The 24750-nt window shown below is 57.3% G+C and carries 27 protein-coding genes; 6 read left to right on the plus strand and 21 right to left on the minus strand.

Going from position 1 to position 24750, the window contains the following annotated elements:
- The first annotated feature begins 63 nt into the window (after positions 1-63).
- Both ASD54_RS11165 and ASD54_RS11170 read left to right on the plus strand, forming a co-directional pair.
- On the plus strand, positions 64-756 hold the full coding sequence (locus tag ASD54_RS11165) for a YafY family protein (RefSeq protein WP_062554622.1): 693 nt from the start codon (positions 64-66) through the stop codon (positions 754-756).
- Between the two features lie 66 nt (positions 757-822).
- Positions 823-1200 carry a VOC family protein gene (locus ASD54_RS11170; protein ID WP_062554623.1) on the plus strand — a complete coding sequence of 126 codons (378 nt, stop codon included), beginning with the start codon at positions 823-825 and terminating at the stop codon, positions 1198-1200.
- 51 nt (positions 1201-1251) lie between these two features.
- Here ASD54_RS11170 and ASD54_RS11175 read toward each other — a convergent pair whose 3' ends face one another.
- The 5 genes from ASD54_RS11175 to ASD54_RS11195 all read right to left on the minus strand — a co-directional run bounded on the left by ASD54_RS11175 (position 1252) and on the right by ASD54_RS11195 (position 4707).
- Positions 1252-1488, minus strand: coding sequence for a DUF1127 domain-containing protein (locus ASD54_RS11175; RefSeq protein WP_062554624.1), 237 nt, complete (start codon positions 1486-1488; stop codon positions 1252-1254).
- 374 nt (positions 1489-1862) lie between these two features.
- Positions 1863-2666, minus strand: coding sequence for a glutamate racemase (gene murI, locus ASD54_RS11180; RefSeq protein WP_062554625.1), 804 nt, complete (start codon positions 2664-2666; stop codon positions 1863-1865).
- On the minus strand, positions 2647-3474 hold the full coding sequence (locus ASD54_RS11185; protein WP_062554626.1) for an RNA methyltransferase: 828 nt from the start codon (positions 3472-3474) through the stop codon (positions 2647-2649). The genes murI and ASD54_RS11185 overlap by 20 nt, the downstream gene beginning before the upstream one ends.
- Before the next feature lie 88 nt (positions 3475-3562).
- Positions 3563-4075 carry a hypothetical protein gene (locus ASD54_RS11190; protein ID WP_062554627.1) on the minus strand — a complete coding sequence of 171 codons (513 nt, stop codon included), beginning with the start codon at positions 4073-4075 and terminating at the stop codon, positions 3563-3565.
- Positions 4076-4176: 101 nt separating this feature from the next.
- Entirely contained in the window at positions 4177-4707 is a 531-nt protein-coding gene (locus ASD54_RS11195; protein ID WP_062554628.1) for a hypothetical protein, read from the minus strand.
- Positions 4708-4879: 172 nt separating this feature from the next.
- On the opposite strand from ASD54_RS11195, the gene ASD54_RS11200 reads away from it, so the two are divergent.
- The 3 genes from ASD54_RS11200 (at position 4880) to trmFO (ending at position 8373) form a co-directional block, all read left to right on the plus strand.
- Entirely contained in the window at positions 4880-6094 is a 1215-nt protein-coding gene (locus tag ASD54_RS11200; protein ID WP_062554629.1) for an NADP-dependent isocitrate dehydrogenase, read from the plus strand.
- Positions 6095-6218: 124 nt separating this feature from the next.
- Positions 6219-6830: a glutathione S-transferase family protein gene (locus tag ASD54_RS11205; protein WP_082547170.1), complete on the plus strand. Its 612-nt coding sequence runs from the start codon at positions 6219-6221 to the stop codon at positions 6828-6830.
- Between the two features lie 88 nt (positions 6831-6918).
- Positions 6919-8373 carry a methylenetetrahydrofolate--tRNA-(uracil(54)-C(5))-methyltransferase (FADH(2)-oxidizing) TrmFO gene (gene trmFO / locus ASD54_RS11210; RefSeq protein ID WP_062554630.1) on the plus strand — a complete coding sequence of 485 codons (1455 nt, stop codon included), beginning with the start codon at positions 6919-6921 and terminating at the stop codon, positions 8371-8373.
- On the opposite strand, the gene ASD54_RS26115 is transcribed toward trmFO, so the two are convergent.
- From ASD54_RS26115 to yajC, 5 genes are all read right to left on the minus strand, one after another.
- Positions 8335-8799 carry a hypothetical protein gene (locus tag ASD54_RS26115; RefSeq protein ID WP_082547184.1) on the minus strand — a complete coding sequence of 155 codons (465 nt, stop codon included), beginning with the start codon at positions 8797-8799 and terminating at the stop codon, positions 8335-8337. The two genes, trmFO and ASD54_RS26115, sit on opposite strands and share 39 nt — an antisense overlap.
- 117 nt (positions 8800-8916) lie before the next feature.
- Positions 8917-9759 carry a phytoene/squalene synthase family protein gene (locus ASD54_RS11220; protein WP_062554632.1) on the minus strand — a complete coding sequence of 281 codons (843 nt, stop codon included), beginning with the start codon at positions 9757-9759 and terminating at the stop codon, positions 8917-8919.
- Between the two features lie 31 nt (positions 9760-9790).
- Complete coding sequence (locus ASD54_RS11225; protein WP_062554633.1) at positions 9791-10177, minus strand: Mth938-like domain-containing protein; 387 nt, start codon at positions 10175-10177, stop codon at positions 9791-9793.
- 2 nt (positions 10178-10179) lie between these two features.
- The gene (gene secDF, locus ASD54_RS11230; RefSeq protein ID WP_062554634.1) at positions 10180-12747 is read right to left on the minus strand and encodes a protein translocase subunit SecDF; all 2568 of its coding nucleotides are present in this window, start codon (positions 12745-12747) and stop codon (positions 10180-10182) included.
- Positions 12748-12819: 72 nt separating this feature from the next.
- Positions 12820-13170, minus strand: a complete 351-nt coding sequence (gene yajC, locus ASD54_RS11235) for a preprotein translocase subunit YajC (protein ID WP_062554635.1) — start codon at positions 13168-13170, stop codon at positions 12820-12822.
- Between the two features lie 198 nt (positions 13171-13368).
- Here yajC and ASD54_RS11240 point away from each other — a divergent pair, with 198 nt between their 5' ends.
- On the plus strand, positions 13369-14241 hold the full coding sequence (locus ASD54_RS11240) for an ATP-binding protein (RefSeq protein WP_062554636.1): 873 nt from the start codon (positions 13369-13371) through the stop codon (positions 14239-14241).
- Between the two features lie 63 nt (positions 14242-14304).
- Here the strand turns inward: ASD54_RS11240 and ASD54_RS11245 are convergent, their stop codons facing one another.
- The 11 genes from ASD54_RS11245 to nagZ all read right to left on the minus strand — a co-directional run bounded on the left by ASD54_RS11245 (position 14305) and on the right by nagZ (position 24666).
- Positions 14305-15870, minus strand: a complete 1566-nt coding sequence (locus tag ASD54_RS11245) for a peptidoglycan DD-metalloendopeptidase family protein (RefSeq protein ID WP_244484725.1) — start codon at positions 15868-15870, stop codon at positions 14305-14307.
- Positions 15871-16064: 194 nt separating this feature from the next.
- Positions 16065-16718, minus strand: a complete 654-nt coding sequence (locus tag ASD54_RS11250; protein WP_156379165.1) for a protein-L-isoaspartate(D-aspartate) O-methyltransferase — start codon at positions 16716-16718, stop codon at positions 16065-16067.
- Positions 16715-17482 (minus strand): 5'/3'-nucleotidase SurE, encoded by a 768-nt coding sequence (gene surE / locus ASD54_RS11255; RefSeq protein ID WP_062554639.1) that lies wholly within the window; start codon positions 17480-17482, stop codon positions 16715-16717. Before surE ends, ASD54_RS11250 begins: the two co-directional genes overlap by 4 nt.
- A 3-nt stretch (positions 17483-17485) precedes the next feature.
- Positions 17486-18769, minus strand: coding sequence for a serine--tRNA ligase (serS, locus tag ASD54_RS11260; RefSeq protein WP_062554640.1), 1284 nt, complete (start codon positions 18767-18769; stop codon positions 17486-17488).
- A 97-nt stretch (positions 18770-18866) separates the two neighbouring features.
- The gene (gene tatC, locus ASD54_RS11265) at positions 18867-19697 is read right to left on the minus strand and encodes a twin-arginine translocase subunit TatC (protein WP_062554641.1); all 831 of its coding nucleotides are present in this window, start codon (positions 19695-19697) and stop codon (positions 18867-18869) included.
- A complete protein-coding gene (gene tatB, locus ASD54_RS11270) occupies positions 19694-20599 on the minus strand; it encodes a Sec-independent protein translocase protein TatB (RefSeq protein WP_082547171.1) in 906 nt (301 codons plus the stop codon). The genes tatC and tatB overlap by 4 nt, the downstream gene beginning before the upstream one ends.
- Positions 20600-20641: 42 nt before the next feature.
- Positions 20642-20851 carry a twin-arginine translocase TatA/TatE family subunit gene (locus tag ASD54_RS11275; RefSeq protein WP_062554642.1) on the minus strand — a complete coding sequence of 70 codons (210 nt, stop codon included), beginning with the start codon at positions 20849-20851 and terminating at the stop codon, positions 20642-20644.
- A 41-nt stretch (positions 20852-20892) separates the two neighbouring features.
- Positions 20893-22005, minus strand: coding sequence for an ABC transporter ATP-binding protein (locus ASD54_RS11280; protein WP_062554643.1), 1113 nt, complete (start codon positions 22003-22005; stop codon positions 20893-20895).
- Between the two features lie 29 nt (positions 22006-22034).
- Positions 22035-22727: an SMC-Scp complex subunit ScpB gene (gene scpB / locus ASD54_RS11285; protein WP_244484740.1), complete on the minus strand. Its 693-nt coding sequence runs from the start codon at positions 22725-22727 to the stop codon at positions 22035-22037.
- A 7-nt stretch (positions 22728-22734) separates the two neighbouring features.
- Complete coding sequence (locus ASD54_RS11290; RefSeq protein WP_200958463.1) at positions 22735-23580, minus strand: ScpA family protein; 846 nt, start codon at positions 23578-23580, stop codon at positions 22735-22737.
- A gap of 69 nt (positions 23581-23649) precedes the next feature.
- Positions 23650-24666: a beta-N-acetylhexosaminidase gene (gene nagZ, locus ASD54_RS11295; RefSeq protein ID WP_062554645.1), complete on the minus strand. Its 1017-nt coding sequence runs from the start codon at positions 24664-24666 to the stop codon at positions 23650-23652.
- Between the last annotated feature and the right edge of the window lie 84 nt (positions 24667-24750).

Raw genomic sequence — 24750 nt, forward strand, 5'->3', positions numbered from 1 at the left:
CCTCTACATCGCTCCAACCGGCTATCATGCCAAATATTGTCAGCATACTATTGGAGTATCGAGGTGGCCAGAACCGATCGACTTCTCGATCTTGTCCAAATGCTGAGACGTCATCGCCTGCCCGTCAGCGGTGAAGCGCTCGCACTGGAACTCGACGTTTCCCTGCGGACGCTTTATCGAGACATTGCGACATTGCGTGCGCAAGGCGCCGATATACAGGGTGAACCGGGTATTGGCTATGTGCTGAAGCCAGGGTTTCTGCTGCCACCTCTCATGTTCTCCGAAGACGAGTTGGAGGCGCTTGTGCTCGGCATGCGCTGGGTAGCGCGGCGCACGGGAGGAAGCCTGAGTACCGCCGCAGACAATGCCCTTGCTCGCATCTCCGCAGTTTTGCCGAAAGATCTGAAGGATCAGCTGGATAGCACGCTTCTGCTTGTAGGACCCACGGTCGTGACGGATGATCGCGCCGAAGATATCACGCTCATTCGAACAGCTATTCGCAGGGAGCGCAAGCTGTTGTTATCCTATCAGGATGCGTCAGGCGAGCCGAGCGACCGGAAGATCTGGCCCTTTGCACTTGGCTTTTTCGATCAGGTCCGTGTCATTGCCGCGTGGTGCGAGCTGCGGAATGACTTTCGCCATTTTCGAACCGACCGGATCATTCGCATTACTGCCATGGAAGAACGCTATCCGAAGCGAAAGAATGCGCTTTTGAGGACATGGCGTGACATGCAAACCATCGGCGAAGCGATCTGACTACTGACAAAATCTGTCAGTAAGCGCTGGTAGGTCTCCTTCATCAGAAACGAAGGAGATCCCATCATGCGGCCTGCAAATTTCGTCCTGCTTCACGTTCGTGATGTCGACGCCAGCAGCAGATTCTACGAAGCGCTTCTCGATCGGCCACCGGTTGAAAAGTCGCCAACCTTTGCCATGTTCGTTTATGCTGGCGGCTTCAAGATCGGCCTCTGGAAAGCGGCAAATGTCGCTCCTGCCACATCCGGTCAAGCCGGCAGTTCAGAGATCGTTCTGATGTGCGACACAGACCAAGAGGTCGATGATATTTGTGCCGCATGGCAGGCAAAGGGTGTTGCCATTCTTCAAAGCCCGGAAGGCATGGATTTCGGCCGGACCTTTACCGCAGAAGACCCGGATGGCCATCGTATCCGTGTGTATTGCCGCGCAGACGAACCGGTATGAGGTTTTGTCTCGCCCGCATCGAGCGGGCGAGATCTTCCTTGATTGTTGCCATCAAAAACGGATATCCCACAACGAGAACTTTCTCGGGCGCAGATGATCTTCGTCGACCGAAGCACCGATATCTTTGAGCATGCGATCAGAAAGCTGGGCAAGATCATTTGTTTTCTGCCTTTGGGTTACCACAGCTTTCAGCAGGGCCAACAAGACAGCCCACAGCCCGAATTGATAGAACAGTTTGCTTACTGCCAAACCCACAGGCTCAGCAACCTCAGAGTGCAATTTGCGCATAGCGTTTTATTCTGGCGTCTCTCAACGGCCAGATCCTACAATGATGAAAGGACGCCATGTCGCATCAGCCAGCAACGAATACGCGCTGACTCACTGCTTGAGCGTCGGATGTTGGGGTGAAAGCCAAAAGGCAGACTTAAAAGCTTTAGTGAATAAAGCCAGCCATATAGCCTGGACGTCGCATCGAAATCGTGTGCGCGGTCGGGGCTGTTCCACCAGAAAGGCGTACAAGCACGGACATAGTCGTCATTATCGCCTCCTGTTTGAGTTGCGGACGCCCAAACACTCTCACAGCCCGGATCGGACGGCAAGAACTACATCTCAAAATTGAATGCGAGATCGCGTCTCTGTTGCGAAGGCGCAACGCTTAAACGTCACAGCACGCTGAGACCAAAGCCTTGCATAAGCCGCTGCGTGGCAAAGCCGGGGTTTCCGGATGTGAAATAGGCAAAGTCAAAGCCGGACGGGTGTTCGTGATGTGGAGACACAGGAACGAGTCGCCTTGCTTGCCGGGCAATCGCCTCCGCTGGATCCAGCCAATCAACCGGCCAAGGAGCAAGTTTGCGAAAGACATTGGCCATGAAGGGGTAGTGTGTGCAGGCCAGCACGACAATATCCGTCTTGGCACCATCCTTCTCGATAAAGCATGGAGCGATCTCTGCCCTGACATCATCGTCGGAGACCGGTTCGCCGCGAATGTAGGCTTCCGAAAGCCGCGCCAGATTTTCGGAACCGACCAGCCGAACGTGACACTGGCTGGCGAAAGATTGGATCAGGTCACGAGTATAAGCTCGCCGGACGGTTCCCGGTGTTGCCAGAACCGTCACCAGGCCGGAGCGCGTGCGCTCTGCTGCGGGCTTGATGGCGGGCACGGTTCCAACAAATGTCATTTGGGGGAAGGCAGTTCGCAGATTGGCGCCTGCCAGCGTAAAGGCTGTGTTGCACGCAATGATGCAGATTTCCGGCTCATACTGAGACAATAATTTTGCGAAGAGGCTGAGAATACGCTCCTTGAGAGCACCCTCTTCCCAGCCGCCATAGGGAAATCCGGCGTCATCTGCGACGTAAATGAAACCACGCTCTGGCATCAAGACCCGCGCTTCGCGCAAAACCGTCAAACCGCCGATGCCTGAATCAAAAACCAGGACTGGCTTGAGGTCAGCCGTCTGCTCCATCATCCGCCTTCCCCTCTCCGGTATCGACCGGTTTTTTCCCTTTCGGCCAACGGCGCTGGAACTGATCAAGCGATGTGATCACGCCACGAAGGACGCTGATTTCCGGCTCTGTAAAGCCGGGGCGCGACAGGACAGCGCGAAGGTTGTCGATCATCTTTGGCACTTTTGTGGGCGGATGAAAGTAATTGCGCGCATCCAGTGCTTCTTCGATCTGGTTGAAGAAGCCAAACAGCTGCTGCTTGGTCGCAGGCTTCTGATCAACCACCTGAAATGGCGTGGCGGCGATATCCTCCATCCCGCTTTTCATCCACTCATAGGACATCAGAAGAACGGCCTGGGCGATGTTAAGGGAAGCGAAGGCCGGGTTGACCGGAAACGTAACGATCTCGTCGGCCAGCGCCACCTCTTCATTGGTCAGGCCCCAGCGCTCGCGACCAAACAGGATGCCGGTCTTTTCCGCCGCATTGAACCGCTCCCGCAACATGCTGGCCGCAGTGACCGGCGAACGGACATGCTTGAATCCGTCCCGCTGGCGAGCGGTTGTCGCAAACACAAAGTTGAGGTCGGATACCGCCTCATCCAGCGTCTCGTAAACCTTCGTACCTTCGATGACATGGTCAGCCTTGGCAGCGGCGGCTTGCGCCTTCTCGCTTGGCCATCCGTCGCGAGGATTAACGAGGCGAAGCTCAGCCAGGCCAAAATTCGCCATGGCACGCGCGACCATACCGATGTTTTCGCCCAATTGAGGCTCAACGAGGATGATAGCCGGGCCTTCTGCCAGAAGTTCGCGCTCGCTGTTTGTGCCTGCCATGGTAACCTTGCCGTGTTGATTTTCAGGCGTTCACTGGCACAAGAACGCCGGAAAATCAAAGGCAACGATTCAAACAAACGCGATTCGATTAGTTGGCCGCCATTTCCTTTAACTGCTGGCGAAGCGACATCGTGGTCTTTCCGTCCTTCTCGACGTGGCGAATGTCATCAACGAAATACCATTGCGTGGGGACGGCATATCCCTCTTGCACGAGATCGAAATCGACGCGGCGAACGGATTTATCGCCGAAGCAGCCCATGGCGGAAAACTCCACGCGGACGGTGACTTTCTTGCCCTTCTGCTGGCCTTGCTTGTAGGTCACATTCTTCAGCTGGCAATTGTCCTGACCGCCGATCACCGGATCGTAATCCAGCAGCATTTCGCCGTCTTTTTCCTTGGTCTTCAGCATGGCCGCGACCATGTCGCGCGTGAAAGCAAGACTGTAGAGGGCCATGAGCGAATTGGGATCGAAGTATTCCCCCTTCCCTTTGACAGCGACTTCCATCACCGCCTTGACCGGATCGAGCGGCTCGTTGGCTGAGGCTGCGGCCGCGAATCCGAGAAGCGATGCGGCGACATAAGCAAATCGAAGATAATACATGCAAACTACCCCTGAACTGGCGCCACAGACACCCTTCAGGAACCAAGGCCGATCACATCCAGCGCATGCTTGCTTTAACCGGCCTCGCCATGAGCGGCAGATCACTGACCCTTGGCGATAGCCTGCATCTCTGCAAGGAGTGAGTCCTTCTCGCCATCGCCAATCCGATGGATGTCGTCGATCACCGTTTTGCCGTTTTCCGTAATGATGTCAAAGCTGACTTCGCTTATTCCGTCCTTGATCTGGGCATCATCAATACAGGTCCACATCTTGAAGGAAACCTTGACCTCCGTCACGCCGTTTTGTGGTGCGGCCGGCGTGATCTTGATGTCCTGCAGCGGGCAGCCATCTTGTGAATTCGTGATGACATCATAGCCAAAGGGATCTCCCGGCTGATTGTTTTCCGTATCATAGGCCGGATGCTTGGATGCCTCTTTGTAGGCATCTTGGAAGCGCTTGCTGTAGAGCTTCGAGAGCGGATCCTTGTCGAAGATGTACTTCCACTCCTGATCAACGCTCTCCCAGTTGAACTTGGTCATGTCCATCACCTGCTTCACGGGATCCGTGACATCCGCCGCAAAGACGTTGGTTGCCAAACCGGTGGCGAGCAGGACGATCGGAAGCATGCGCATGAGTAGAGAATCCTAAAAGCAGAAAGATGGCGCACCGTAGCCCTCTTCCACCTTTTGGCAATGGCAAATCGTTTGCCAGCGCTTTGCACTGCGACGCGTCAATGCTATAGCGCACCAGACCCGTTCACCACAGTTGGGAACTTCCGTCTCCCGCAGACAAAGAGGCAGGTATATGAAGAAGATCAAGGTCGCAAATCCAGTCGCTGATCTCGACGGCGATGAAATGACGCGCATCATTTGGCAGCTTATCAAAGACAAGCTGATCCACCCCTATCTCGACCTCGACATCGACTATTACGACCTCTCTGTTGAAAACCGCGATGCGACGAACGACCAGGTTACCGTTGATGCGGCAAATGCCATCAAGAAGTATGGCGTTGGCATCAAGTGCGCCACGATCACCCCTGACGAAGCACGCGTAAAGGAATTCAACCTTAAGGAAATGTGGAAGAGCCCGAACGGCACGATCCGCAACATCCTCGGCGGCGTTATTTTCCGCGAACCGATCATCTGCAAGAACGTTCCGCGCCTCGTTCCGGGCTGGACACAGCCGATCGTCGTTGGTCGTCATGCCTTCGGTGACCAGTACCGCGCCACAGACTTCAAGTTCCCGGGCAAGGGCAAGTTGACAATCAAGTTCGTCGGTGAAGACGGCACGGTCATCGAGAAGGAAGTGTTCAACGCTCCTGGCGCCGGCGTTGCCATGGCCATGTACAACCTGGATGAGTCGATCCGCGAGTTTGCGCGCGCCTCCATGATGTACGGCCTGATGCGCAAGTGGCCTGTTTACCTGTCCACCAAGAACACGATCCTCAAGGCCTATGACGGTCGTTTCAAGGACATCTTCGAAGAAGTCTACGAAGCTGAATTCAAGGATCAGTTCAAGGATGCCGGCATCACCTACGAGCACCGCCTGATCGACGACATGGTTGCCTCCGCGCTGAAGTGGTCCGGTGGCTACGTCTGGGCGTGCAAGAACTACGATGGCGATGTGCAGTCGGACACGGTTGCCCAGGGCTTCGGTTCGCTCGGTCTGATGACGTCCGTTCTCCTGACGCCGGATGGCAAGACGGTTGAAGCAGAAGCCGCACACGGTACGGTTACGCGTCACTATCGCCAGCATCAGAAGGGCCAGGAAACCTCCACGAACTCGATCGCCTCGATCTTCGCCTGGACCCGTGGTCTCGCTCACCGCGCAAAGCTGGACGACAACGCCGAACTGGCTCGCTTCGCCTCCACGCTGGAAAGCGTTTGCGTCGCAACTGTCGAAGACGGCTTCATGACCAAGGACCTGGCGCTCCTCATCGGTCCGGATCAGCCTTGGCTCTCCACCACTGCCTTCCTCGACAAGATTGACGAGAACCTGCAGAAGGCCATGGGCGCATAAGTCGCCTACCTTTTCGAAACTCGACGGCGCGGCTTTGACCGCGCCGTTTTTGTTTCTGTGGCTTGCAATCCCTGCACAATGATTTAGCCTGGAACAAAACAGAAACACTCAGAGGAGGATCATTGTGGCGTCGCTTACACTGTATACCAATCCCATGTCGCGCGGACGCATTGCGCGCTGGATGCTGGAGGAAATCGGCACGTCGTACGACGTGGTTGTCATCAATTATGGGCCGGAGATGAAGGCGGATGCGTATCGCGCAATCAACCCAATGGGCAAAGTTCCGGCGTTGAAGCATGGGGATGCGGTGGTTACGGAATGTGCCGCAATATGTGCCTATCTCGCCGATGCCTTTCCCGAAGCGAGGCTTGCGCCGCCCACTGACCAGCGAGCCGACTATTATCGCTGGCTGTTCTTTGCAGCCGGGCCGCTGGAAGCAGCAATCACCAACCAGAGCCTTGGATTTGTCGTCCCAAGCGAGCGACAGGGCTCTGTTGGCTACGGTTCCTATGATGCGGTGCTCAACGCCTTGGAGGCGCATCTTGCACAACGCGAATACATTGCAGGCTCGAGTTTCTCAGCGGCCGATGTTTATGTCGGTTCTCACCTCATGTGGGGGCTTCAGTTTGGCACGATTGAAAAGCGAGGCGTCTTCGAGAGTTACGTCGACCGCCTTGCCCCAAGAGCCGCACATGTTCGGGCGACCGAACTCGATGATGCACTGATCTCCCGATAGAAGGGCCAGTCATCATTCGCCCTGCGGCGCCAGCTAGGTGCACTGCTTCCAGTTGGCGATCCGGGGATCTCATGATAATGACGCGCGCATGACAAAAAGCACTCATTCTCCTGTTCATGTGGTTGGCGGCGGGCTGGCCGGATCTGAAGCTTCGTGGCAACTGGCGCAGGCTGGTGTGCCCGTCATCCTGCATGAAATGCGCGGTGTACGTGGAACCGACGCTCACAAGGGCGATGGACTGGCAGAACTTGTCTGCTCCAACTCATTCCGTTCGGACGACGCAACCGCCAATGCGGTGGGCGTTATTCATGCCGAAATGCGTCTGGCAGGCAGTCTCATCATGGCTTGCGCCGACAAGCATCAGGTTCCCGCCGGTGGCGCTCTGGCCGTGGATCGCGACGGATTTTCTGACGCCGTAACAAAGGCAATTGAGGAACATCCACTGATCACGGTGGTGCGTGAAGAGGTTGCAGGTCTGCCGCCTGCGGACTGGGGCCTCACGATCTTCGCGACCGGACCACTCACGTCGGCGTCGCTTGCCTCCGCAATCCAGGCTGAAACCGGCAAGGATTCGCTGGCCTTCTTTGATGCGATCGCCCCGATCGTTCATCGTGATTCCATCGATATGGATATCTGCTGGTATCAGTCCCGCTACGACAAGGTGGGGCCCGGCGGCAATGGCAAGGACTACATCAACTGCCCCTTGGACAAAGAGCAGTATGATGCGTTTGTGGACGCCTTGATTGCGGGCGATACGGTCGGCTTCAAGGAATGGGAAGGCACCCCCTATTTCGACGGCTGCCTGCCCATTGAGGTGATGGCAGAGCGAGGCCGCGAGACACTGCGTCACGGCCCGATGAAGCCCATGGGTTTGACCAATGCACATAATCCAACAGTGAAGGCCTACGCCGTCGTACAGCTTCGGCAGGACAATGCACTGGGCACGCTCTACAACATGGTCGGCTTCCAGACGAAGCTGAAATATGGTGCTCAGGCCGAGATCTTCCGCATGATTCCCGGCCTCCAGAACGCGGAGTTCGCCCGCCTTGGCGGCTTGCACCGAAACACATATATCCACTCGCCAACATTGCTGGATCATACGTTGAGGCTGAAGAGCAGGCCGACACTGCGGTTTGCGGGCCAGATAACAGGCTGCGAAGGCTATGTTGAGAGTGCGGCAATTGGTTTGCTTGCTGGCCGCTTCGCAGCAGCGGAGCGCACAGGTCACGAGATCTCGACGCCGCCTGCTACGACGGCTCTGGGCTCGTTGTTGAACCACATCACCGGAGGTCACCTCGTCTCCGAGGATGAGCCCGGCAAGCGCTCTTTCCAGCCGATGAACATCAATTTCGGTCTGTTTCCCGAGCTCGAGCCCGGATCGATTGTCAAACCGGAAGGCGTGAAGCGCTTCAGGGGCAAAGACAAGACGATCATGAAACGACAGTTGATTGCGCGGCGTGCGCTTCAGGACTGCGCGCACTGGCTCGGCGTCAATCTCCCGGCGTCAGATCGTGCTAGAGTCGAGGTTTCCGTCGAAGCTTGAACCAGCTTTTGGGGTCGCGAGCAGGTTACCGAGCAACCAGAGCGACACTTCGGCTGCGTCTTCCGTGGTTGCAAAAGTGAATGTCCCGTTCTGGCTGGGCGCATCGAGAAATTCGATCTCGAAGCCCCTGCCCGTGGCAAGCGGCGTGACGCGTGCGCTACCTGGTTCAATGAGGTGACATGAAAAATGCCGACGGTGGTTGCGCATGATACCGGCCTTGTTCTCATGCGTGCGGACAAAGATGGCGTTACCGTCCACAGTCTGATGCAAGCTGCGAATGGCCTCGTTGGGAAAGGCCCGACCAAATTCCAGGATAGCAAGCCCGGTGTCGTGCAGGCTGTCTTCGTCGTCCTTGGCCATTCGGGTGACGTAATAGGCGACGGCGACCAGAGCCAGGCAGACGAGACTCCAAATGATCAAACTCAGACTCATGCCGGTATCGCTCTCATAATTGAATCAGATCTGCTTGCTGCAGCTAATGCTTCCGGAAAATAAATCCCTTGGCTTGCGCGAGTGTGGATCAAACTGCTTCGCAGCCTTCGATCAAATACGATTGCGGATAAGGCCTCTGAGCATCCGGATCTGGCGCAGCCATTGAGGCGAAGGGGAGAAATCGGTCAAGACGCTTCCTGCTTTCCGGTCGGCCTGAGCCAGAATCGACGGCACAATGCTAACGGGAAGGAAGGCGGGCATCAGGTTTTTCGGAATAGCACCAGCCGAACGCGCCTTGTCCAAATGCTCATGTCCAAGAGCAACGAAGGCGCGAATCGCATTGTCAAGTTTTTCCCCGCCTTCGGCCTGCAGAAGCATATCCCTATCCAGCCCGGTCGCGCGAAGGATATCTTGCGGAAGATAAACCTGCCCCCGACGCCGATGAATAGGCATCAGCAACAGGATGCCGGAAATGGCCTGGGCGACACCGGCATGGCCCGCGATCTCGCTGATGCCGGTTGCGGCCTCGCGGTCGAGGATCATCGCCGCGAGTTGCAACAATGCCGAGGCGGTTTCACCAGCATAGCCCTCAAGGGAGGACCGATCCGGCATCGGATCTTCATAGAGGTCGAAGATGCGCGCATCGAGCATATTCAGCAGAGGCTGGCGCGGAAGGTCGAACACCTCGATTGCCTTCAGCAGCCCTGAGGCCACAGGATTGGCAGCCGCATCTCCCTTCGCATCCCCTTCAAGGAGATCACGCCACCATTGCAGTCGAATTTCGCCCGCCAGCGGCTGCTTTGTAAGCTCGCGGATACGCGCGGTTTCCGCATTGAAGGCATAGAGGGCGGCGAGAAAACCGCGCTTCTCTGTGGGCGACAGAAGACAAGCCAGATATCGATCCCGATCGGTATCGCGCAAACTGGTGAGGCAGATTTCCAGCGGATCGCTCATCGTCTCGCGCACCGTGCGTTAAAGGCAGTAATCAGATTGCAATCAGGGCTGCAGCGACCGGACGCGATTCGCTGAGCATGATGTTATACGTGCGAACCGCCGCGCCAGTTCCCATGGGATCAGACGAAATTCCCCTGGCTCGCAAGGCAGCCTTCAACGGCGCCGGGATCGGACGGATGTCGCTACCGGTGCCGATGAGCAAAAATTCAAAATCGGCCGCCTCTGCCAGAGCACGATCAAACACAGAGACATCCAGCGGCGCTCCTTCTGTCATCTCCCAACCATAGATGCCCGAGGGAAGACAGAGAAGCGATCCGCGATGAGACATGTCCGCAAAGCGGAATCCACCGTTGCCATAGGCATCGATGGGTGCTCGACCAGGAAAATGTGCATCACGGATTTCGACGTTTCTTGCCACTTTTAAACGCTCGGCTTTCCGCTGGCTACGCTATCGGGCTTCTTCCCCTTTTCGTCGCCTGCCTCCTTGTTGAAGGCATCGGGCCGCAGACGGAAGGCAATCAGGATCGGTGCAGCGATATAGATGGACGAGAATGTACCGATTGCCACGCCGAAGAGCATTGCGAAGGTGAAGGAGCGAATGACCTCGCCGCCAAACAGATACAATGCGGAAAGTGCAATCATCGTTGTCAGGCCGGTCAAGACCGTGCGGGACAGCGTCTGGTTGATGGAAATGTCGATGAGTTCGGTCAACGGCATCTTCTTATAGCGACGAAGGTTTTCCCGCATCCGGTCATAGACCACCACAGTATCGTTCAACGAGTAACCGACAATGGTCAGGATCGCCGCGATACTGGTGAGATTGAACTCGATGCCCGTCAGAACGAAGAGGCCAATCGTCAGGATCACATCGTGCATCGTCGCAACGATCGCACCTACCGCAAACTGCCACTCGAAGCGGAACCAGATGTAGACCAGAATGAAGAGCAACGCGATTCCAACGCCCAGCGTCGCGCTGTAGGATAGTTCACCCGATACAGCCGGACCGACGACTTCCACGCGACGGAATTCGTAATCAGTGCCAAGCTCGTTGCGAATGCGTTCGAGCGCAGATTGCTCAGCATTCTCACCACCCTCTTGCGCCTGTACACGCACCAGAACGTCCTGCGTACCGCCAAAGCCCTGCGCCTGGACCTCTCCGAGGTTCAACTGATCAAGCCGGGCGCGAATATCGCCGATGTCGGCATCGCCCTGCTTTGCCTTGAGTTCGATGATCGAACCGCCCTTGAAGTCGATGCCGAGGTTCATGCCAACCGTCGCAAATGCAAGAAGCGATGCGATGGACAGGGCAGCCGCAATGCCGAAGTTGTATTTGCGGATCGACATGAATGGCAGGCCACGCCCGTCGAAAATGCCAGTCCGTATCCCCTTCGGCAGCGCCTTCGGCTTCGACCGGCGGATCCAGAGAGAGAACATCCAGCTCGTGAAGGTGAAGGCTGTGAAGACCGTGGTGATGATACCGATGGCCAGCGTGACGGCAAATCCGCGGACCGGACCAGAGCCGAGATAGAAGAGCACCACCGCAGCGATCAGAGTTGTGAGGTTGGCATCGATGATCGTCGCGAATGCGCGCTGGAAGCCACTATCGATGGCAGGAATGATTGCTCGCCCGCTTTTCACTTCCTCACGAATGCGCTCGTAGATGAGAACGTTCGAATCGACCGCCATGCCCATGGTCAGGACGATACCGGCAATACCTGGGAGCGTCAGCGTTGAGCCGATCATACTCAGAACCGCAAGGATCATCACGATGTTGACCGCGAGCGCGACGTTGGCCAGAAAGCCGAAAAAGCCATAGAATGCAAACATGAAGAAGGCGACGGATGCGGCGCCGATGATGCTGGCAATGACGCCCGCACGGATGGAGTCTGCACCGAGACCCGGACCAACCGTGCGCTCTTCAACCACAGTCAGCGTCGCAGGCAAGGCGCCAGCGCGCAGAAGAACGGCCAAATCGTTTGCACCCTGAACCGTGAAGTTACCGGAGATCTGGCCTGATCCGCCGACAATTGGCTCACGAATGACGGGAGCAGAGATAACCTGATCGTCGAGAACAATCGCAAAGGGACGACCGACATTCTGCTGTGTTGCCTGCGCAAAACGCTGCGCACCGCGCGAGTCGAAGCGGAATGTAACGACAGGCTCATTGTTCTGCTGGTTGAAGCTCGCCTGCGCATCGACAAGGTTCTCACCAGACACAAGTGCACGGCGCTCAACCAGATAGGGAACTGCCGGATCATCCGTGGAATACATGATCTGCGAGGCGGCCGGAGGGCGGCCATTCAGCGCCTCCTGGACCGGCATGGACGTGTCAACCATGTGGAAGGAAAGCTTGGCGGTCTGGTTCAGCAGCGCCTTCAGGCGCTGAGGATCCTGCAGGCCCGGCACCTGCACAATGATGCGATCGGTTCCCTGACGCTGAATGAGCGGCTCTGTCGTACCCAACTCGTCAACGCGGCGGCGAACGACCTCAATCGACTGCGTCAGGGCAGACGACATGCGGTACTCGATGCCAGCGTCTGTGAGGTTCAGTCGAAGCTGTCCGTTACCTTCATCCTGAAGCGTCACTTCGGTGATCGTACCACCAAAACTTCCAGCGGACACCGGGTTGGTCAGTGGCTGTAGCGCCGTCTTGGCAGCATCCAACTGCGCGACATCCGTCAAGCGCACCTGGATCTGCTGGCCGGTCCCACTCAGGCCCGCGTAGCGAATGTTGCCTTCGCGAAGCACGTTTCTGACATCGCCGACGATCGTCTCGAGACGCTCTTTGAGGATATCCGCACGCTCGATCTTGAGCATAATGTGCGACCCGCCCTGCAGGTCGAGGCCGAGTGTGACCTTCTTGGTCGGAAACCAGTGCGGTAGTTTCGCCAACTGCTCGTTACTGAAAAGGTTCGGAACCGCGATCAGCGCGCTGACAGCGATGACGAACCAAATAAAAAGCGTTTTCCAGCGGGAGAAGTAAAGCATGGAACTCTCGACACTCTGATTTCATACGAACGGGCGCGCCAAGAGGCGCGCCTCGTTCCGGATAGGATAGAATTAGGCGGCTTCAGTCTTGACCGGCTCGCCCTTGACGCGGACTTCAGCGACGTAGGAACGCATCACGCGCACACGCACACCTTCCGCGATTTCCACTTCGAGTTCGTTGTCATCAACAACCTTGGTGACTTTGCCGGAAATCCCGCCACCCATGACAACCTGATCGCCGCGACGAATGTTCGAAAGCGTTTCCTGCCGCTTCTTCATCTGCGCGCGCTGCGGGCGGATCAGGAAGAAATACCAGACCACCATCAGGGGTGCGAAAAGGAAAAGCATTTCGAGGCCGGAACCGAAGGCGGATCCAGCGGGCGCAGCGCCCTGGGCTTGGGCGAATGCTTCAGTAATGAACATCTATGACTCCCAGAAATTCGGAACGAGGCACCCCGTTTCGAGCGGCCGGACTATAGTTACCCTTGGCACAAAAGCAACAGATCGACCGACACGCAGAGTACCGAATTCAGGGCTAATACCCTTTCGGCCTGCAAAACGCCATGCTAACCCGCTGCAAAACATGCTCTGTAAGACCAGAAAACGCGCCTGGAGGATCAAATGTCCGTGGATAATGCTGCTGCTCTGCTCGCGGAAATCACGCGACTGGCAAACGCGCTGGAAAGACTTGCGGGACCTCCTCCGGCTATCAATGACTGGTCGGCTGCGGATTGCTTCGTCTGGCAGCCTGTCAATCAGCGACTTCATCCGGTGCGCAAGCCGAACCGGGTTTCCCTCAAGCTCATACGCGGCGTTGATCACGTCCGGGATATTCTTCACGAAAACACACAACGCTTCGCGGAGGGCTTCCCGGCGAACAATGTCCTTCTCTGGGGCGCACGTGGCATGGGCAAATCGTCGCTGGTAAAATCCGTGCATGCCGACATCAATGCAAGCATCGACCCGGATTTGAAGCTGATCGAAGTTCATCGCGAGGATATCGCCTCACTGCCTGCTCTCCTCGATCTTCTGAAAGAAAGCGGAAAACGTGTGATCGTTTTCTGCGACGACCTGTCCTTCGACCACGATGATACCGCCTACAAGTCGCTGAAGGCAGCACTTGACGGGGGAATTGAAGGACGTCCCGACAATGTTCTGTTCTATGCGACATCGAACCGACGCCACCTCCTGCCACGCCACATGATGGAGAACGAGCAGTCGACGGCGATCAATCCATCCGAAGCAGTCGAAGAAAAAGTCTCACTGTCGGATCGGTTCGGTCTCTGGCTTGGCTTCCACAAGTGCAACCAGACCGACTATCTCGCGATGATCGATGCCTATGCCGAGCATTTCGAACTGGGCATCACGCAGGATGGTCTTCACGCCGAAGCGCTGGAATGGGCAACGACACGAGGTGGGCGCTCCGGTCGCGTCGCCTGGCAATATATTCAGGACCTCGCCGGCCGACTGCGCAAGCCTCTCGACCGCGCCTGAACGCAGAAAGCCCGGCCTGTCCCTCAGGACGGCCGGGCTTCCAAGCTCTCGAAACGCACTACTCTATTCGAGATAAGTCGAAGGGTTCACCGGGCTTGCGTCCTTCCGGACTTCGAAGTGGACTTGCGGACGCTTCGCATCACCACTCATGCCGGACGTTGCAATCGTCTGGCCGCGCTGGATTTTCTGGCCACGAGACACCGAGATGTTCGACGCGTGACCGTAGACCGTCACCTTGCCATCGTCATGGCGGATCAGGACTGTATTACCAAGCTGCTTGAGACCGTTACCTGCGTAGATAACGACGCCATTTTCCGCAGCCTTGATCGGCGTGCCTTCCGGAACCGAGATATCGATACCGTCATTGCGGCTACCGTTAACGTTCTGGCCGAATGAAGCGATCACCGCACCAGTGACCGGCCAACGATATTTTCCGATACCGGTGGAGCTTGGCGCAGGCGTCGTATTGTCCATCTTGTTCTGAACATCGCTCAGGCTGGCGGTCTGTGCAGCCGCGGGCTTTTCCTGTGCCTTTGGCTGGGCAGCTTCGGCCTTTGCAGCAGCAGCTTCCGCCTTGTCAGCAACAGCCGCCATGGGCTTGTCGGCTGGCTTACTCGGGATGGAGGCAGTCTTGACCGCATCTCCGGAACCACCAACCTTAAGCGTCTGGCCAACTTTGAGATTGCCATCCGTAATGCCGTTCATGGCCTTCAACTGGTCGATCGGCGTATTGGTGGCGCGTGCGATCTTCGCGAGGCTGTCTCCTGCTTTTACGGTGTAGGAGCCTGTGCCTGGATGACCACCTGATGCGGGCGGCGTCAACTTGCCTGCCTCGGCCTGAGCCTTGTCACGCAGCGGCGGGGCGCCAGGCACCACAGCAACCTTCTGGCTCTGATCGGCAGGACCTGGTTGTGGGCTGTTCTTCGGCAGATCAATAGCGCCAGCCGCCATCTTCGCCGGGTTGCTACGATTTGCGTAGGTAGGGATTACGACGATCTGACCAGGGACCAGGCGGCCATTGTTGGCCTTCAGGATTTCCTGCTCCGGAACACCGTAACGCTTGGAAAGCGTAGCCGCAGTTTCACCCGGGCGAAGTGTGACCTTCGGAGCGTTGCCGACAGACCAGCCATTCGCTGCTGGCGTGGAGCCAGTTGTCACAGCATCGCTCATCACAGCCGGAGCCTGCGCCTTCATTGCAGGCGCAGACGAAACCCGCGGCGGCATTGGCTGCGCCATGGCTTCCTGACGGGTCTGCATGTCACGAGCGGGCGGCAGAGGCTGCGCCGTCGGCGGGGCAAGTTGCGCACGCTGGATTGGCGCCGAAGAAACAGCGCGGACCGGAGATGCGCTCGCGACCGGATACGCCCCAGAGTTTTGATAGCCCTGATTGGCAACGGGCGCCCGCGCCGGCGCGACAGCAGCGGACTGATATCGGCCACCTGTACCAACATCCTCAGCAGGAATTGGAGGAGCACCATAGGCACCGCCGCCCTGACGCTGCGGGATAGATGCCGTTGTCAGGTTATCCTTATCAAAGATACCCGTAAAGCGAGACGCGTCGGAACTGCATCCCGTTGCTGCACTCGCCAGAAAGGCCGCTACGGCAACGCGTACGGCTGACTTTCTCATGTTCGACGAACTCTTCAAACGCATGACCCGACCTACACAACGACAGTACTAAATGTAGGTATCATTAAAGCGCGTTAGTCTTACTGACCGGTTAAGGCGCGTCCGAACGATTCACTTTTTTCGCAATTTGCTAACCATGAATAAGCAATCGTTTCGCAGGGCCTACCTGACGCGGAACTTTTATTAGCTGAAGCTTACAGATATGACGCGATATGCGGGACCAGCGGGAGATAGCTGACTGGAAAAAGGTCTTCACGTTCAAAACGACTGCCGGTTTTCGTCAGGCGCACCATCATGCAGTTCTCTTCATCAATGACCATAGGGGCAATCATTGATCCCCCATGAACCAACTGATCGGCATAGAAACGGGGTACAGCGCTAAAGGCGGCGGTTGCGATAATTCGATCGAAGGTACCTTCACCCTGCATCCCATTCATGCCATCCGCCTGCCGCACGATAGCGTTGCGCAGACCCAGCGAATCGACCCGCTCCTGGGCGCCGGAGATCAAGGTTCGGAAGCGATCCACAGAGAACACACGCTCGGCTATGCGCGCCATGACCGCCGTCAGATAGCCACTGCCTGTGCCAATCTCCAGGACACGATGACCCGGCTTCAACTGCAGTTTGGACAGAATGCGAACCGCCTGATCAGCGCCCTCCATGAAGGAGCCGCAGTCAATCGGAATGGAGCGGCTTGAATAGGCTTCGCTTACGAATTGCGAGGGAACAAACTGGGTGCGCGGCGTCTGTTCGCAGGCTGTGAGAAGATCGAGGTCTGTTACGCCTTGCGCCCTCAGGCGAAGGACCAGAGAGGCAAAACCTTCCCTCTCGATCATCGCTGTCTTCAACGAGAAACTCCCAAAGCGGCGGACAGATTCTTCAATGCGGCATGATCTGTCAGATCAAGCTGCAAAGGCGTAATGGAAATACGGTTGGCACGCACTGCAGCGATGTCGGTCCCTTCCATGAAACGGCCCTTCCGGTCGCTGAATCGCAGCCAGAAGTAAGGATTTCCGCGGCCATCCTGACGCTCATCCACAACCAGCGCGAAATCCGTTTTGCCCTGGGTCGTCACATCAAGTCCCTCAACTTCACCTTCCGCGCAGGCGGGAAAATTGACATTCAGGAAGGTTCCCTCCGGCAAAGCAATCGGGAGAATCTTGCGCACCAGATCCGCACCGTGATGCGCGGCCACCGACCAGGGAATGAACCGCCCTTCTGCGTCATGCCTGTAGGCCTGACTGAGCGCAATGGAACGGACACCCTGGATCGTTCCCTCGATTGCGGCTGCAATCGTGCCGGAATAGGTCACATCATCCGCAAGATTCGAACCAGCATTGACGCCAGATAGAATGAGGTCGGGCTTGCCCTTGAGCACGTGCCGGATGCCCATGATGACGCAATCGGTCGGCGTTCCACGGACTGCAAAGTGCTTGTCGGAGATCTTCCGCAGACGCAATGGGTCGGACAGTGTGAGCGAGTGGGCAAGGCCGCTCTGATCAGTCTCAGGCGCTACGATCCAGACATCGTCCGAGAGACTGCGGGCGATGCCCTCAAGCACCCGCAGTCCTTCTGCGTGAATCCCGTCATCATTGGTGAGCAGGATCCTCATTGATCAGGCGCCCTTTTCGATACGGGTCAACCCACCCATGTAAGGCAGAAGAACGTCCGGGATTGAGACGGAGCCATCTTCATTCAGATAGTTCTCGAGAACAGCGATGAGGCAGCGACCAACCGCCGTGCCTGATCCATTCAGCGTATGAACAAACTTGGGGTTCTTGTCATCCTTGCTGCGATAACGGGCATTCATGCGACGGGCCTGGAAATCACCGCAGACCGAGCAGGACGAGATTTCACGATACGTGTCTTGCCCCGGCAACCAGACTTCCAGATCATAGGTCTTGCGCGCGCCAAAGCCCATGTCACCCGTGCAAAGCGTAATCGTGCGGAAATGCAGCCCGAGGCGCTTCAGCACCTCTTCCGCACAAGCGGTCATCCGCTCATGTTCGGCAATCGAGCTTTCGGCATCGGTAATCGAAACCAGTTCGCACTTCCAGAACTGGTGCTGGCGCAGCATGCCACGCGTGTCACGTCCGGCAGATCCAGCCTCAGAGCGGAACGATGGCGTCAATGCCGTGAACCGAAGTGGAAGCTTTTCCTGATCAAGAATTTCGCCCGAGACCAGATTTGTCAGCGTTACTTCGGCTGTGGGAATAAGCCAGCGCCCGTCAGTCGTGCGGAACAGATCCTCGGAGAATTTCGGCAGCTGGCCGGTGCCGTACATGGCTTCATCCCGCACCATCAGCGGGGACGAAACCTCGGTATATCCGTGTTCGCGCGTATGCAGATCCAGCATGAACTGGCCGAGCGCGCGTTCGAGACGGGCCAACTGGCTCGTGAGTACCGTAAATCGCGAGCCAGAAAGCTTGGCAGCACGGTCGAAATCCATGTAGCCCAAAGCTTCGCCGATTTCGAAATGCTCCAGTGCAGGATGGTTCCAACCCGGCTTCTGGCCGACGACCCGTGTTACCACGTTATCGGACTCATCCTTGCCGACAGGCACATCGTCCAGTGGAATGTTCGGGATGCGGGAGAGCACGTCATCCAGCGCAGCAACAGCTGCACGCTCTTCCTGCTCGACGAGCGGCATCGTATCCTTGAGCGAGGCCACCTCCTGCTTCAACTGCTCGGCAAGCTCAGTGTTTTTCTGCGCCATCGCTGCGCCGATTTCCTTGGAGGCGGCGTTGCGTCGGGATTGCATATCCTGCAGCTTCTGGATCGCGGATCGGCGCGTCTCGTCAAGCGCTAATATTGCCTGCGCCTGCGGCTCGGCGCTCCGCTTTTGAAGCGCCTCATCGAGGGCTGCCGGGTTTTCGCGAATCCACTTGATATCGAGCATGGTCGTTCCAGATCATCTGCGGGTTATGGCCGCGACGTCGGTCCCGGCCGTTCTGTTTCCAATCCGGCCGAGAATGCTGCGATGCCGGAACTTGTCCTCAAGCCTTCTCGGACGTCGCGACGGATGAAGCAGATTCGGTATCAGCCAAGGCCGTTTCCTCCTCGCGCTTCCTCTCGACGAGTCGAGCAGCATAGATGGAAATCTCGTAGAGAAGGATCGTCGGCAGTGCAAGGCCGATCTGAGACAGCGGATCCGGGGGTGTCAGAACTGCCGCAACAACAAACGCGATGACGATTGCGAACTTGCGTTTCTCGCGCAGCCAATCGCTCGTCAACAAACCGACCCGAGCCAACAGCGTTGTGACAACCGGCAGCTGGAAAACAAGTCCGAATGACATGACCAGCGTCATGATCAGCGAGAGATACTCCGAAACCTTGGGCATCAGCGAGATGGCCACATCCCCCTCGCCTGGCGCCTGCTGCATGGCCAGGAAGAACCACATGACCATGGGCGTAAAGAAGAAGTAGACGAGCGCACCGCCAAGCAGGAACAGGAGCGGTGAAGCCACGAGAAACGGCAGGAACGCCGCCCGCTCGTTCTTGTAGAGGCCAGGTGCGACAAACTTGTACAACTGCGAGGCAATGATCGGGAACGCGATCACCAGTGCGCCGAACATCGCCACCTTCACCTGCGTGAAGAAGAACTCTTGCGGCGCCGTATAGATCAACTCTGATTTGGAAAGATCGAGGCCAGCCCAGAGGACCGCCCACTTGTAGGGTACGACCAGCAGGTTGAAGAGTTGCTTTGCAAAGAAGAAGCAGACCAGGAACGCCACGAAAAAGGCGGCGAGCGACCAGATGAGTCGCGTGCGCAACTCCATCAGATGCTCGATCAACGGCTGAGGCTTATCGTTGTAATCGCCGCTCATGCTTGATCCTTGGAGGCAGACGTCTTTTTCTTGCGTGCACCAGGTGCGACGGTTTTGACGTCAGACGCACCTTCGACAGCCACAGATTTCTTCGATGCGGTTTTTCTTGTCGTGACCGGGTTTTCGGAGGAAATCTCAATCACATCCGCAGCAGGTTTTCGCGTGCGTGTTCGTTTGACTGCCACCTCATCCGCCCCGGCTCCGGAAACGACGGCGGGTACCGCTGGTGCGACCAGCTTTGGTGTCGATGGTTTCCGCGACCTTGGAGCCTTGGCAACTTCTGGCGCAGGAACCGAAGACGTGGACGACGTTTCAGCCGGTGCCTTTGTCAGCCCTGCCCCAGAAACCGCAGGTGAATTGCCTGTCCCCGAGGCAGACGCCACGGGCGGCGTCGATGGTGACGCAGCAGCACCACCCGAGGCCTGCGGCTGTGGCGTAACGACTGCAGGGGAAGCCTGAGCAGACGTAACAGAGGCGGCTGGCGGCGGCGTGAGAGGTGGGGTTTCCGGCAGGGAAAACGCAGGCGGCGGAATCAGATCATCGACGGACGTCGTCGCGACAGAGCCTGTGGCAGCGTCGGACGTGTTCGCCCCAGGGAGCTCGGTCGCTTTCTGCAGATCGTTGCGAATCTCGTTGCCCATTTCACGCAGAGGATTGATCGCCTCGCGTATTGCGTTCGCGGGATGAAACCGCTTGGCATCATCAATCGTCTGCCGCACACCGTCCATGTCCGCCTCTCGCAAGGCTTCATCGAACTGGGTGCGAAAATCTCCGGCCATCTTTCGCAAGTTGGACGTCATCTTGCCAAATGCCCTAAGCATAGGCGGTAGATCCTTGGGGCCAACCACGACGATCAAGACAACTGCAATGACAAGCAGTTCTGTCCAGCCGATGTCCAGCATGGGCTATACTCCCGCCACGGAACGCGAACGCGTTCCGGCGACTTACTTTGTTTCTTCGCGCTGGTGATCGACAGTCTTGGCAGGCGTCGCAGTCGGCGTCGCGTCCTTGTTCTCGTCTTCGGACATGCCCTGCTTGAAGCTCTTGATGCCCTTGGCGACGTCGCCCATCAATTCCGGAATCTTGCCGCGCCCGAAGAAGATCAGCACGATGACCAGAACGATCAGCCAGTGCCACACACTAAAAGAACCCATAACTCACTCCCGTAATTGCGCGTCTAAACGATGTAAGATGTTTAGGAATGTTTTTCAAACACCAAAATGTCTTCTGGCGCAACGTTCACAACCACGTCAGTCAGACCTTCCGAAAGTTGATCGGCACGGATACGTGCGCGAAGCGGCTCATCAAGCCCCTCCACGGCCAGCGTCAACAGTTCGACCACCCCGAGAAAGCGGCGCGTGATGATCCGAGCGGGCACACCGGGTCCATCGGCGCGAACGAAAACCGACGATATCCTCACCGCGATCTCCACCTCCTGACCATCGGCAATTGGACCGGAATCACAAGCTCCGAGCGGAGTTTGAACGCGACCCGATGTTACTCGTCCCGTCAAAATATTGATCTCGGAGAAGAAACCGGCCGCAAACAGTGATCGTGGTTTCCTGTATAGATCCTGCGACTTGCCGAGCTGGACCAGCTGACCGTTACTGAGCAGGGCAATGCGGTCTGCCATTCTCATGGCTTCCTCCGCATCGTGGGTCACGACGATGGCTGTTGCGCGGCTTTGTCGCAGGACATCAAGCGTATCAGCCCGAATCGAATCCTTCAGCCGCGAATCAAGCCCGCTAAAAGGTTCGTCCATCAATAGAACACCAGGACGGGGAGCGAGCGCACGGGCCAACGCGACCCGTTGCTGCTCGCCGCCAGAGAGCGCGTGCGGAAACTTTTGCGCATAGTGCGCAAGACCCACCCGCTCAAGCGCCACCATCGCCTCGGCTGATGCCTCCGACGAAGGAAGCGCGGTCAACCCGAATTTGACATTATCGAGCACTGAAAGGTGCGGGAAGAGTGCGTAGTCCTGAAACATCAGGCCAACGCCGCGCTTTTCTGGCGGAACAAAGCATTGAGGACCTGCCATTTCGCGACCGTCGATGCACACACGCCCGCGCGTCTGCGACTCGATACCGGCCGCGATCCGCAGCAGCGTCGTCTTGCCAGATCCTGATGGTCCCAACAGGCACAGCACCTCGCCCGGGCACGCCTCGAGGCTTATGCCGCGAATCGTTTCTTTGCCGTTATAGTGGTGGTGGATTTCTTCGAAGGTCAGGCTTGCGGCAAACGTGACCCCGGCAGTCCTGCGCAGAGCAGCCCCGCCACCTCGTTGCTTTACATCTGTATTTAACAGCATGCCTTCCGTGACCTCAGCTCTCTCAATCGCTAATCGTCCGGTGTGCCACCGGGTGTCAAGAGACCGAGCTCCTCCAGATCCAGCTGGGTAATCGGGTCTTCGTCCTCGGCCAACTCATCAGCAGACGATGGCAGCGGTACACGAAAATCAGGCGGAATTCTTCCTTGCAAGAGCCCCGCGCCCTTCAACTCCTCGATTCCTGGCAAATCACGGATTTCTTCCAGTCCAAAGTGATCGAGAAAACGTGGCGTGGTGCCCAGGGTGACGGGACGACCGGGCGTTCTACGCCGACCGCGAAAGCGTACCCATCCCGCTTCCATCAGAACATCCAGGGTTCCGCGAGAGGTTTGCACGCCACGGATCTCCTCGATCTCAGCGCGAGTGACCGGTTGATGATAGGCGATGATCGCCAAAACCTCGAGCGCTGCACGAGAGAGTTTGCGCGATTCCGTATCGTCCCGGCGAATCACGAAAGACAGATCCGCAGCCGTGCGAAATGCCCAACGGTCTTCGACGCGAATGAGGTTGACGCCCCTGCCAGCGTAGAGATGGACCAATCTCGCCATCACCCTGCGCAAATCAACAGTGCCGGGAAGCCGCTCGAGCAGGTATGCTTCCGAGACGGGCTCGGCCGACGCGAAAATCAACGCTTCAGCCGTGCGTTCCGCTTCCAGCTCAAGGCGTGAGATTTCCTCTGCGTTATCGTATCCGTTCCCGGCCATCTCGACGTCAGCTATCGACATCAGGCTTCTCCCTCATTTGAGCCTTGAGACGTGAGTTAAGGGGACTTCTCAGATACAGACTGCCGAACACCGAATCCTGCCTCATCTCCAGCTTCCCCTCACGCACCAGTTCAAGCGATGCAGCGAAGGCACTTGCAGTCGCAGTCACGCGATCGCTAGGGGGAAGGAACTCAACAAGATGAGCCTGAAGCGATGTCCAGTCGCCGATTTCACCCAACATTGAGGTGAGCAGTTCCCTTGCCTCCACCAGCGACCAGACTTTGCGACGTTCGATTGTGACTTGCGTGATTGCCTGGCGTTGTCGCAAATTGGCATAGGCATGAAGGAGATCGTAAAGTTCGGCTTCAAACGTCTTGCCTGCCCTGTCCGGCAGATGCTCCGGCGCACCGCGAGCAAAAACATCTCTGCCCAGCCGGTTCCGGTTGACGAGGTGACTTGCAGCCTCGCGCATGGCCTCCAGCCGCTTGAGACGAAATGCGAGCACCGCTGCCATCTCTTCCCCTGAAGGACCATCCTCCTGCCTCGACTGCTGGGGAATCAACAGTTTCGATTTGAGATAGGCGAGCCAGGCAGCCATCACCAGATAGTCCGCGGCAAGTTCGATCCGAACACGACGGGCACTCTCGACGAATTCCAGATATTGCTCTGCCAGCGCAAGGACGGAAATGCGCGCAAGATCGACCTTCTGATTGCGCGCCAGGTGCAGCAGAAGGTCGAGCGGCCCCTCGAAACCGCCCACGTCGATTACGAGCGCCGCCTCGCTGACGCCTCGCGCCTCACTATCCTGCCAAAGCTTGTCCATCGGAATGGAGGTATGCTTATCGACGGCCATCGCTATACTCGCGCCTGTGGGAGAAGCCCCTCCTCCCGCTGGCCGATGCTAGCAGAAAAGCGGAACGGTTTACGCTGCTGGTATAAGCGACCAGAACTCGGCACGCAAATCGGCCTCGCTGGATGTGTCTGCCGGGGAAAAACCTGCCAGTGCAGCTTCGGCCCTCTTCAAGCTCTTGCCGGATAGAAGCGGGACCTCGCGGACGACCTGCTTCATTTCCTCCATGACGCCGTTGCAATGAAGGACAATATCACAGCCGCCGGAAATAATGTTGGCAGCACGCTCGCCCAGTGTGCCTTTCAGCGCGTTCATCGAACTATCGTCCGATAGAAGAAGACCATCGAAGCCGATACGCCCACGAATAACTTCATCAATGACCTTGCGCGATGTCGTTGCGGGGTTTTCGGGGTCGATCGCCGTGAAAACAATATGAGCACTCATGCCCATAAGCTCATCTTTCATCTGACGAAACGGCAGAAAATCGTGCGCATCGAGTTCATCGATAGATGCCGATACCACCGGCAGGTCGTGATGGGAGTCTACCATCGCACGGCCATGGCCTGGCATGTGCTTCATCACCGGCAACATGCCGCCAGCCTTCAGACCGTCGGCTGCGGCTTTACCAACAGCCGCCACCGTCGCCGTGTTTTCTCCGTAAGAACGATTCCCGATGGCGGGCGTCCCTCCGGGCACAACAACATCGAGAACGGGCAGGCAGTTGATGTTGATGCCAAGCTTGGTCAGATCGAACGCATGGAGACGCGACATCAGCCATGCAGCGCGCAATCCCCGCGCCTTATCTTGCTCATAAAGCGCACCGAGAACCGAGCCCGACGGATAGTTTTCAGCCATCGGCGCGCGGATACGCTGAACGCGCCCGCCTTCCTGATCGATCAGCACAGGGGCATCCTGACGTCCAACTGCATCCCGCATTGACTGGACAAGATTGCGGATCTGAGCCTCGTCCTTGAGATTGCGAGCAAACAGAATGAAACCCCAAGGCTGCTGATCGCGATACAGCGCGATTTCCTCGGCAGACAATTCCGTGCCGGCGCATCCAAGGATCATTGCCTTGCAGTTGCTCATCTTCTTTCCTTTTCGAGACCGTTCTAGATATCGTACATTGGCGGGCAATGCCCCGACGGAAAACGGGGCGTTTCCGCCCCGTTC

The sequence above is a fragment of the Rhizobium sp. Root149 genome, from assembly GCF_001427345.1.
GTDB classification, from domain to species: Bacteria; Pseudomonadota; Alphaproteobacteria; order Rhizobiales; family Rhizobiaceae; genus Neorhizobium; species Neorhizobium rhizoryzae.

Coding starts and splice junctions, on each gene's coding strand:
- tatC (WP_062554641.1), bottom strand. CDS start 19,697: ATGAGCGGCGATTACAACGATAAGCCTCAGCCGTTGATCGAGCATCTG.
- surE (WP_062554639.1), bottom strand. CDS start 17,482: ATGAGGATCCTGCTCACCAATGATGACGGGATTCACGCAGAAGGACTG.
- ASD54_RS11290 (WP_200958463.1), bottom strand. CDS start 23,580: ATGGCCGTCGATAAGCATACCTCCATTCCGATGGACAAGCTTTGGCAG.
- serS (WP_062554640.1), bottom strand. CDS start 18,769: ATGCTCGATATCAAGTGGATTCGCGAAAACCCGGCAGCCCTCGATGAG.
- nagZ (WP_062554645.1), bottom strand. CDS start 24,666: ATGAGCAACTGCAAGGCAATGATCCTTGGATGCGCCGGCACGGAATTG.
- scpB (WP_244484740.1), bottom strand. CDS start 22,727: ATGGCCGGGAACGGATACGATAACGCAGAGGAAATCTCACGCCTTGAG.
- ASD54_RS11175 (WP_062554624.1), bottom strand. CDS start 1,488: ATGCGCAAATTGCACTCTGAGGTTGCTGAGCCTGTGGGTTTGGCAGTA.
- ASD54_RS11280 (WP_062554643.1), bottom strand. CDS start 22,005: ATGCTGTTAAATACAGATGTAAAGCAACGAGGTGGCGGGGCTGCTCTG.
- ASD54_RS11245 (WP_244484725.1), bottom strand. CDS start 15,870: ATGAGAAAGTCAGCCGTACGCGTTGCCGTAGCGGCCTTTCTGGCGAGT.
- ASD54_RS11190 (WP_062554627.1), bottom strand. CDS start 4,075: ATGTATTATCTTCGATTTGCTTATGTCGCCGCATCGCTTCTCGGATTC.
- ASD54_RS11240 (WP_062554636.1), top strand. CDS start 13,369: ATGTCCGTGGATAATGCTGCTGCTCTGCTCGCGGAAATCACGCGACTG.
- ASD54_RS11185 (WP_062554626.1), bottom strand. CDS start 3,474: ATGGCAGGCACAAACAGCGAGCGCGAACTTCTGGCAGAAGGCCCGGCT.
- yajC (WP_062554635.1), bottom strand. CDS start 13,170: ATGTTCATTACTGAAGCATTCGCCCAAGCCCAGGGCGCTGCGCCCGCT.
- secDF (WP_062554634.1), bottom strand. CDS start 12,747: ATGCTTTACTTCTCCCGCTGGAAAACGCTTTTTATTTGGTTCGTCATC.
- trmFO (WP_062554630.1), top strand. CDS start 6,919: ATGACAAAAAGCACTCATTCTCCTGTTCATGTGGTTGGCGGCGGGCTG.
- ASD54_RS11275 (WP_062554642.1), bottom strand. CDS start 20,851: ATGGGTTCTTTTAGTGTGTGGCACTGGCTGATCGTTCTGGTCATCGTG.
- ASD54_RS11195 (WP_062554628.1), bottom strand. CDS start 4,707: ATGCGCATGCTTCCGATCGTCCTGCTCGCCACCGGTTTGGCAACCAAC.
- ASD54_RS11220 (WP_062554632.1), bottom strand. CDS start 9,759: ATGAGCGATCCGCTGGAAATCTGCCTCACCAGTTTGCGCGATACCGAT.
- ASD54_RS11170 (WP_062554623.1), top strand. CDS start 823: ATGCGGCCTGCAAATTTCGTCCTGCTTCACGTTCGTGATGTCGACGCC.
- tatB (WP_082547171.1), bottom strand. CDS start 20,599: ATGCTGGACATCGGCTGGACAGAACTGCTTGTCATTGCAGTTGTCTTG.
- ASD54_RS11200 (WP_062554629.1), top strand. CDS start 4,880: ATGAAGAAGATCAAGGTCGCAAATCCAGTCGCTGATCTCGACGGCGAT.
- murI (WP_062554625.1), bottom strand. CDS start 2,666: ATGATGGAGCAGACGGCTGACCTCAAGCCAGTCCTGGTTTTTGATTCA.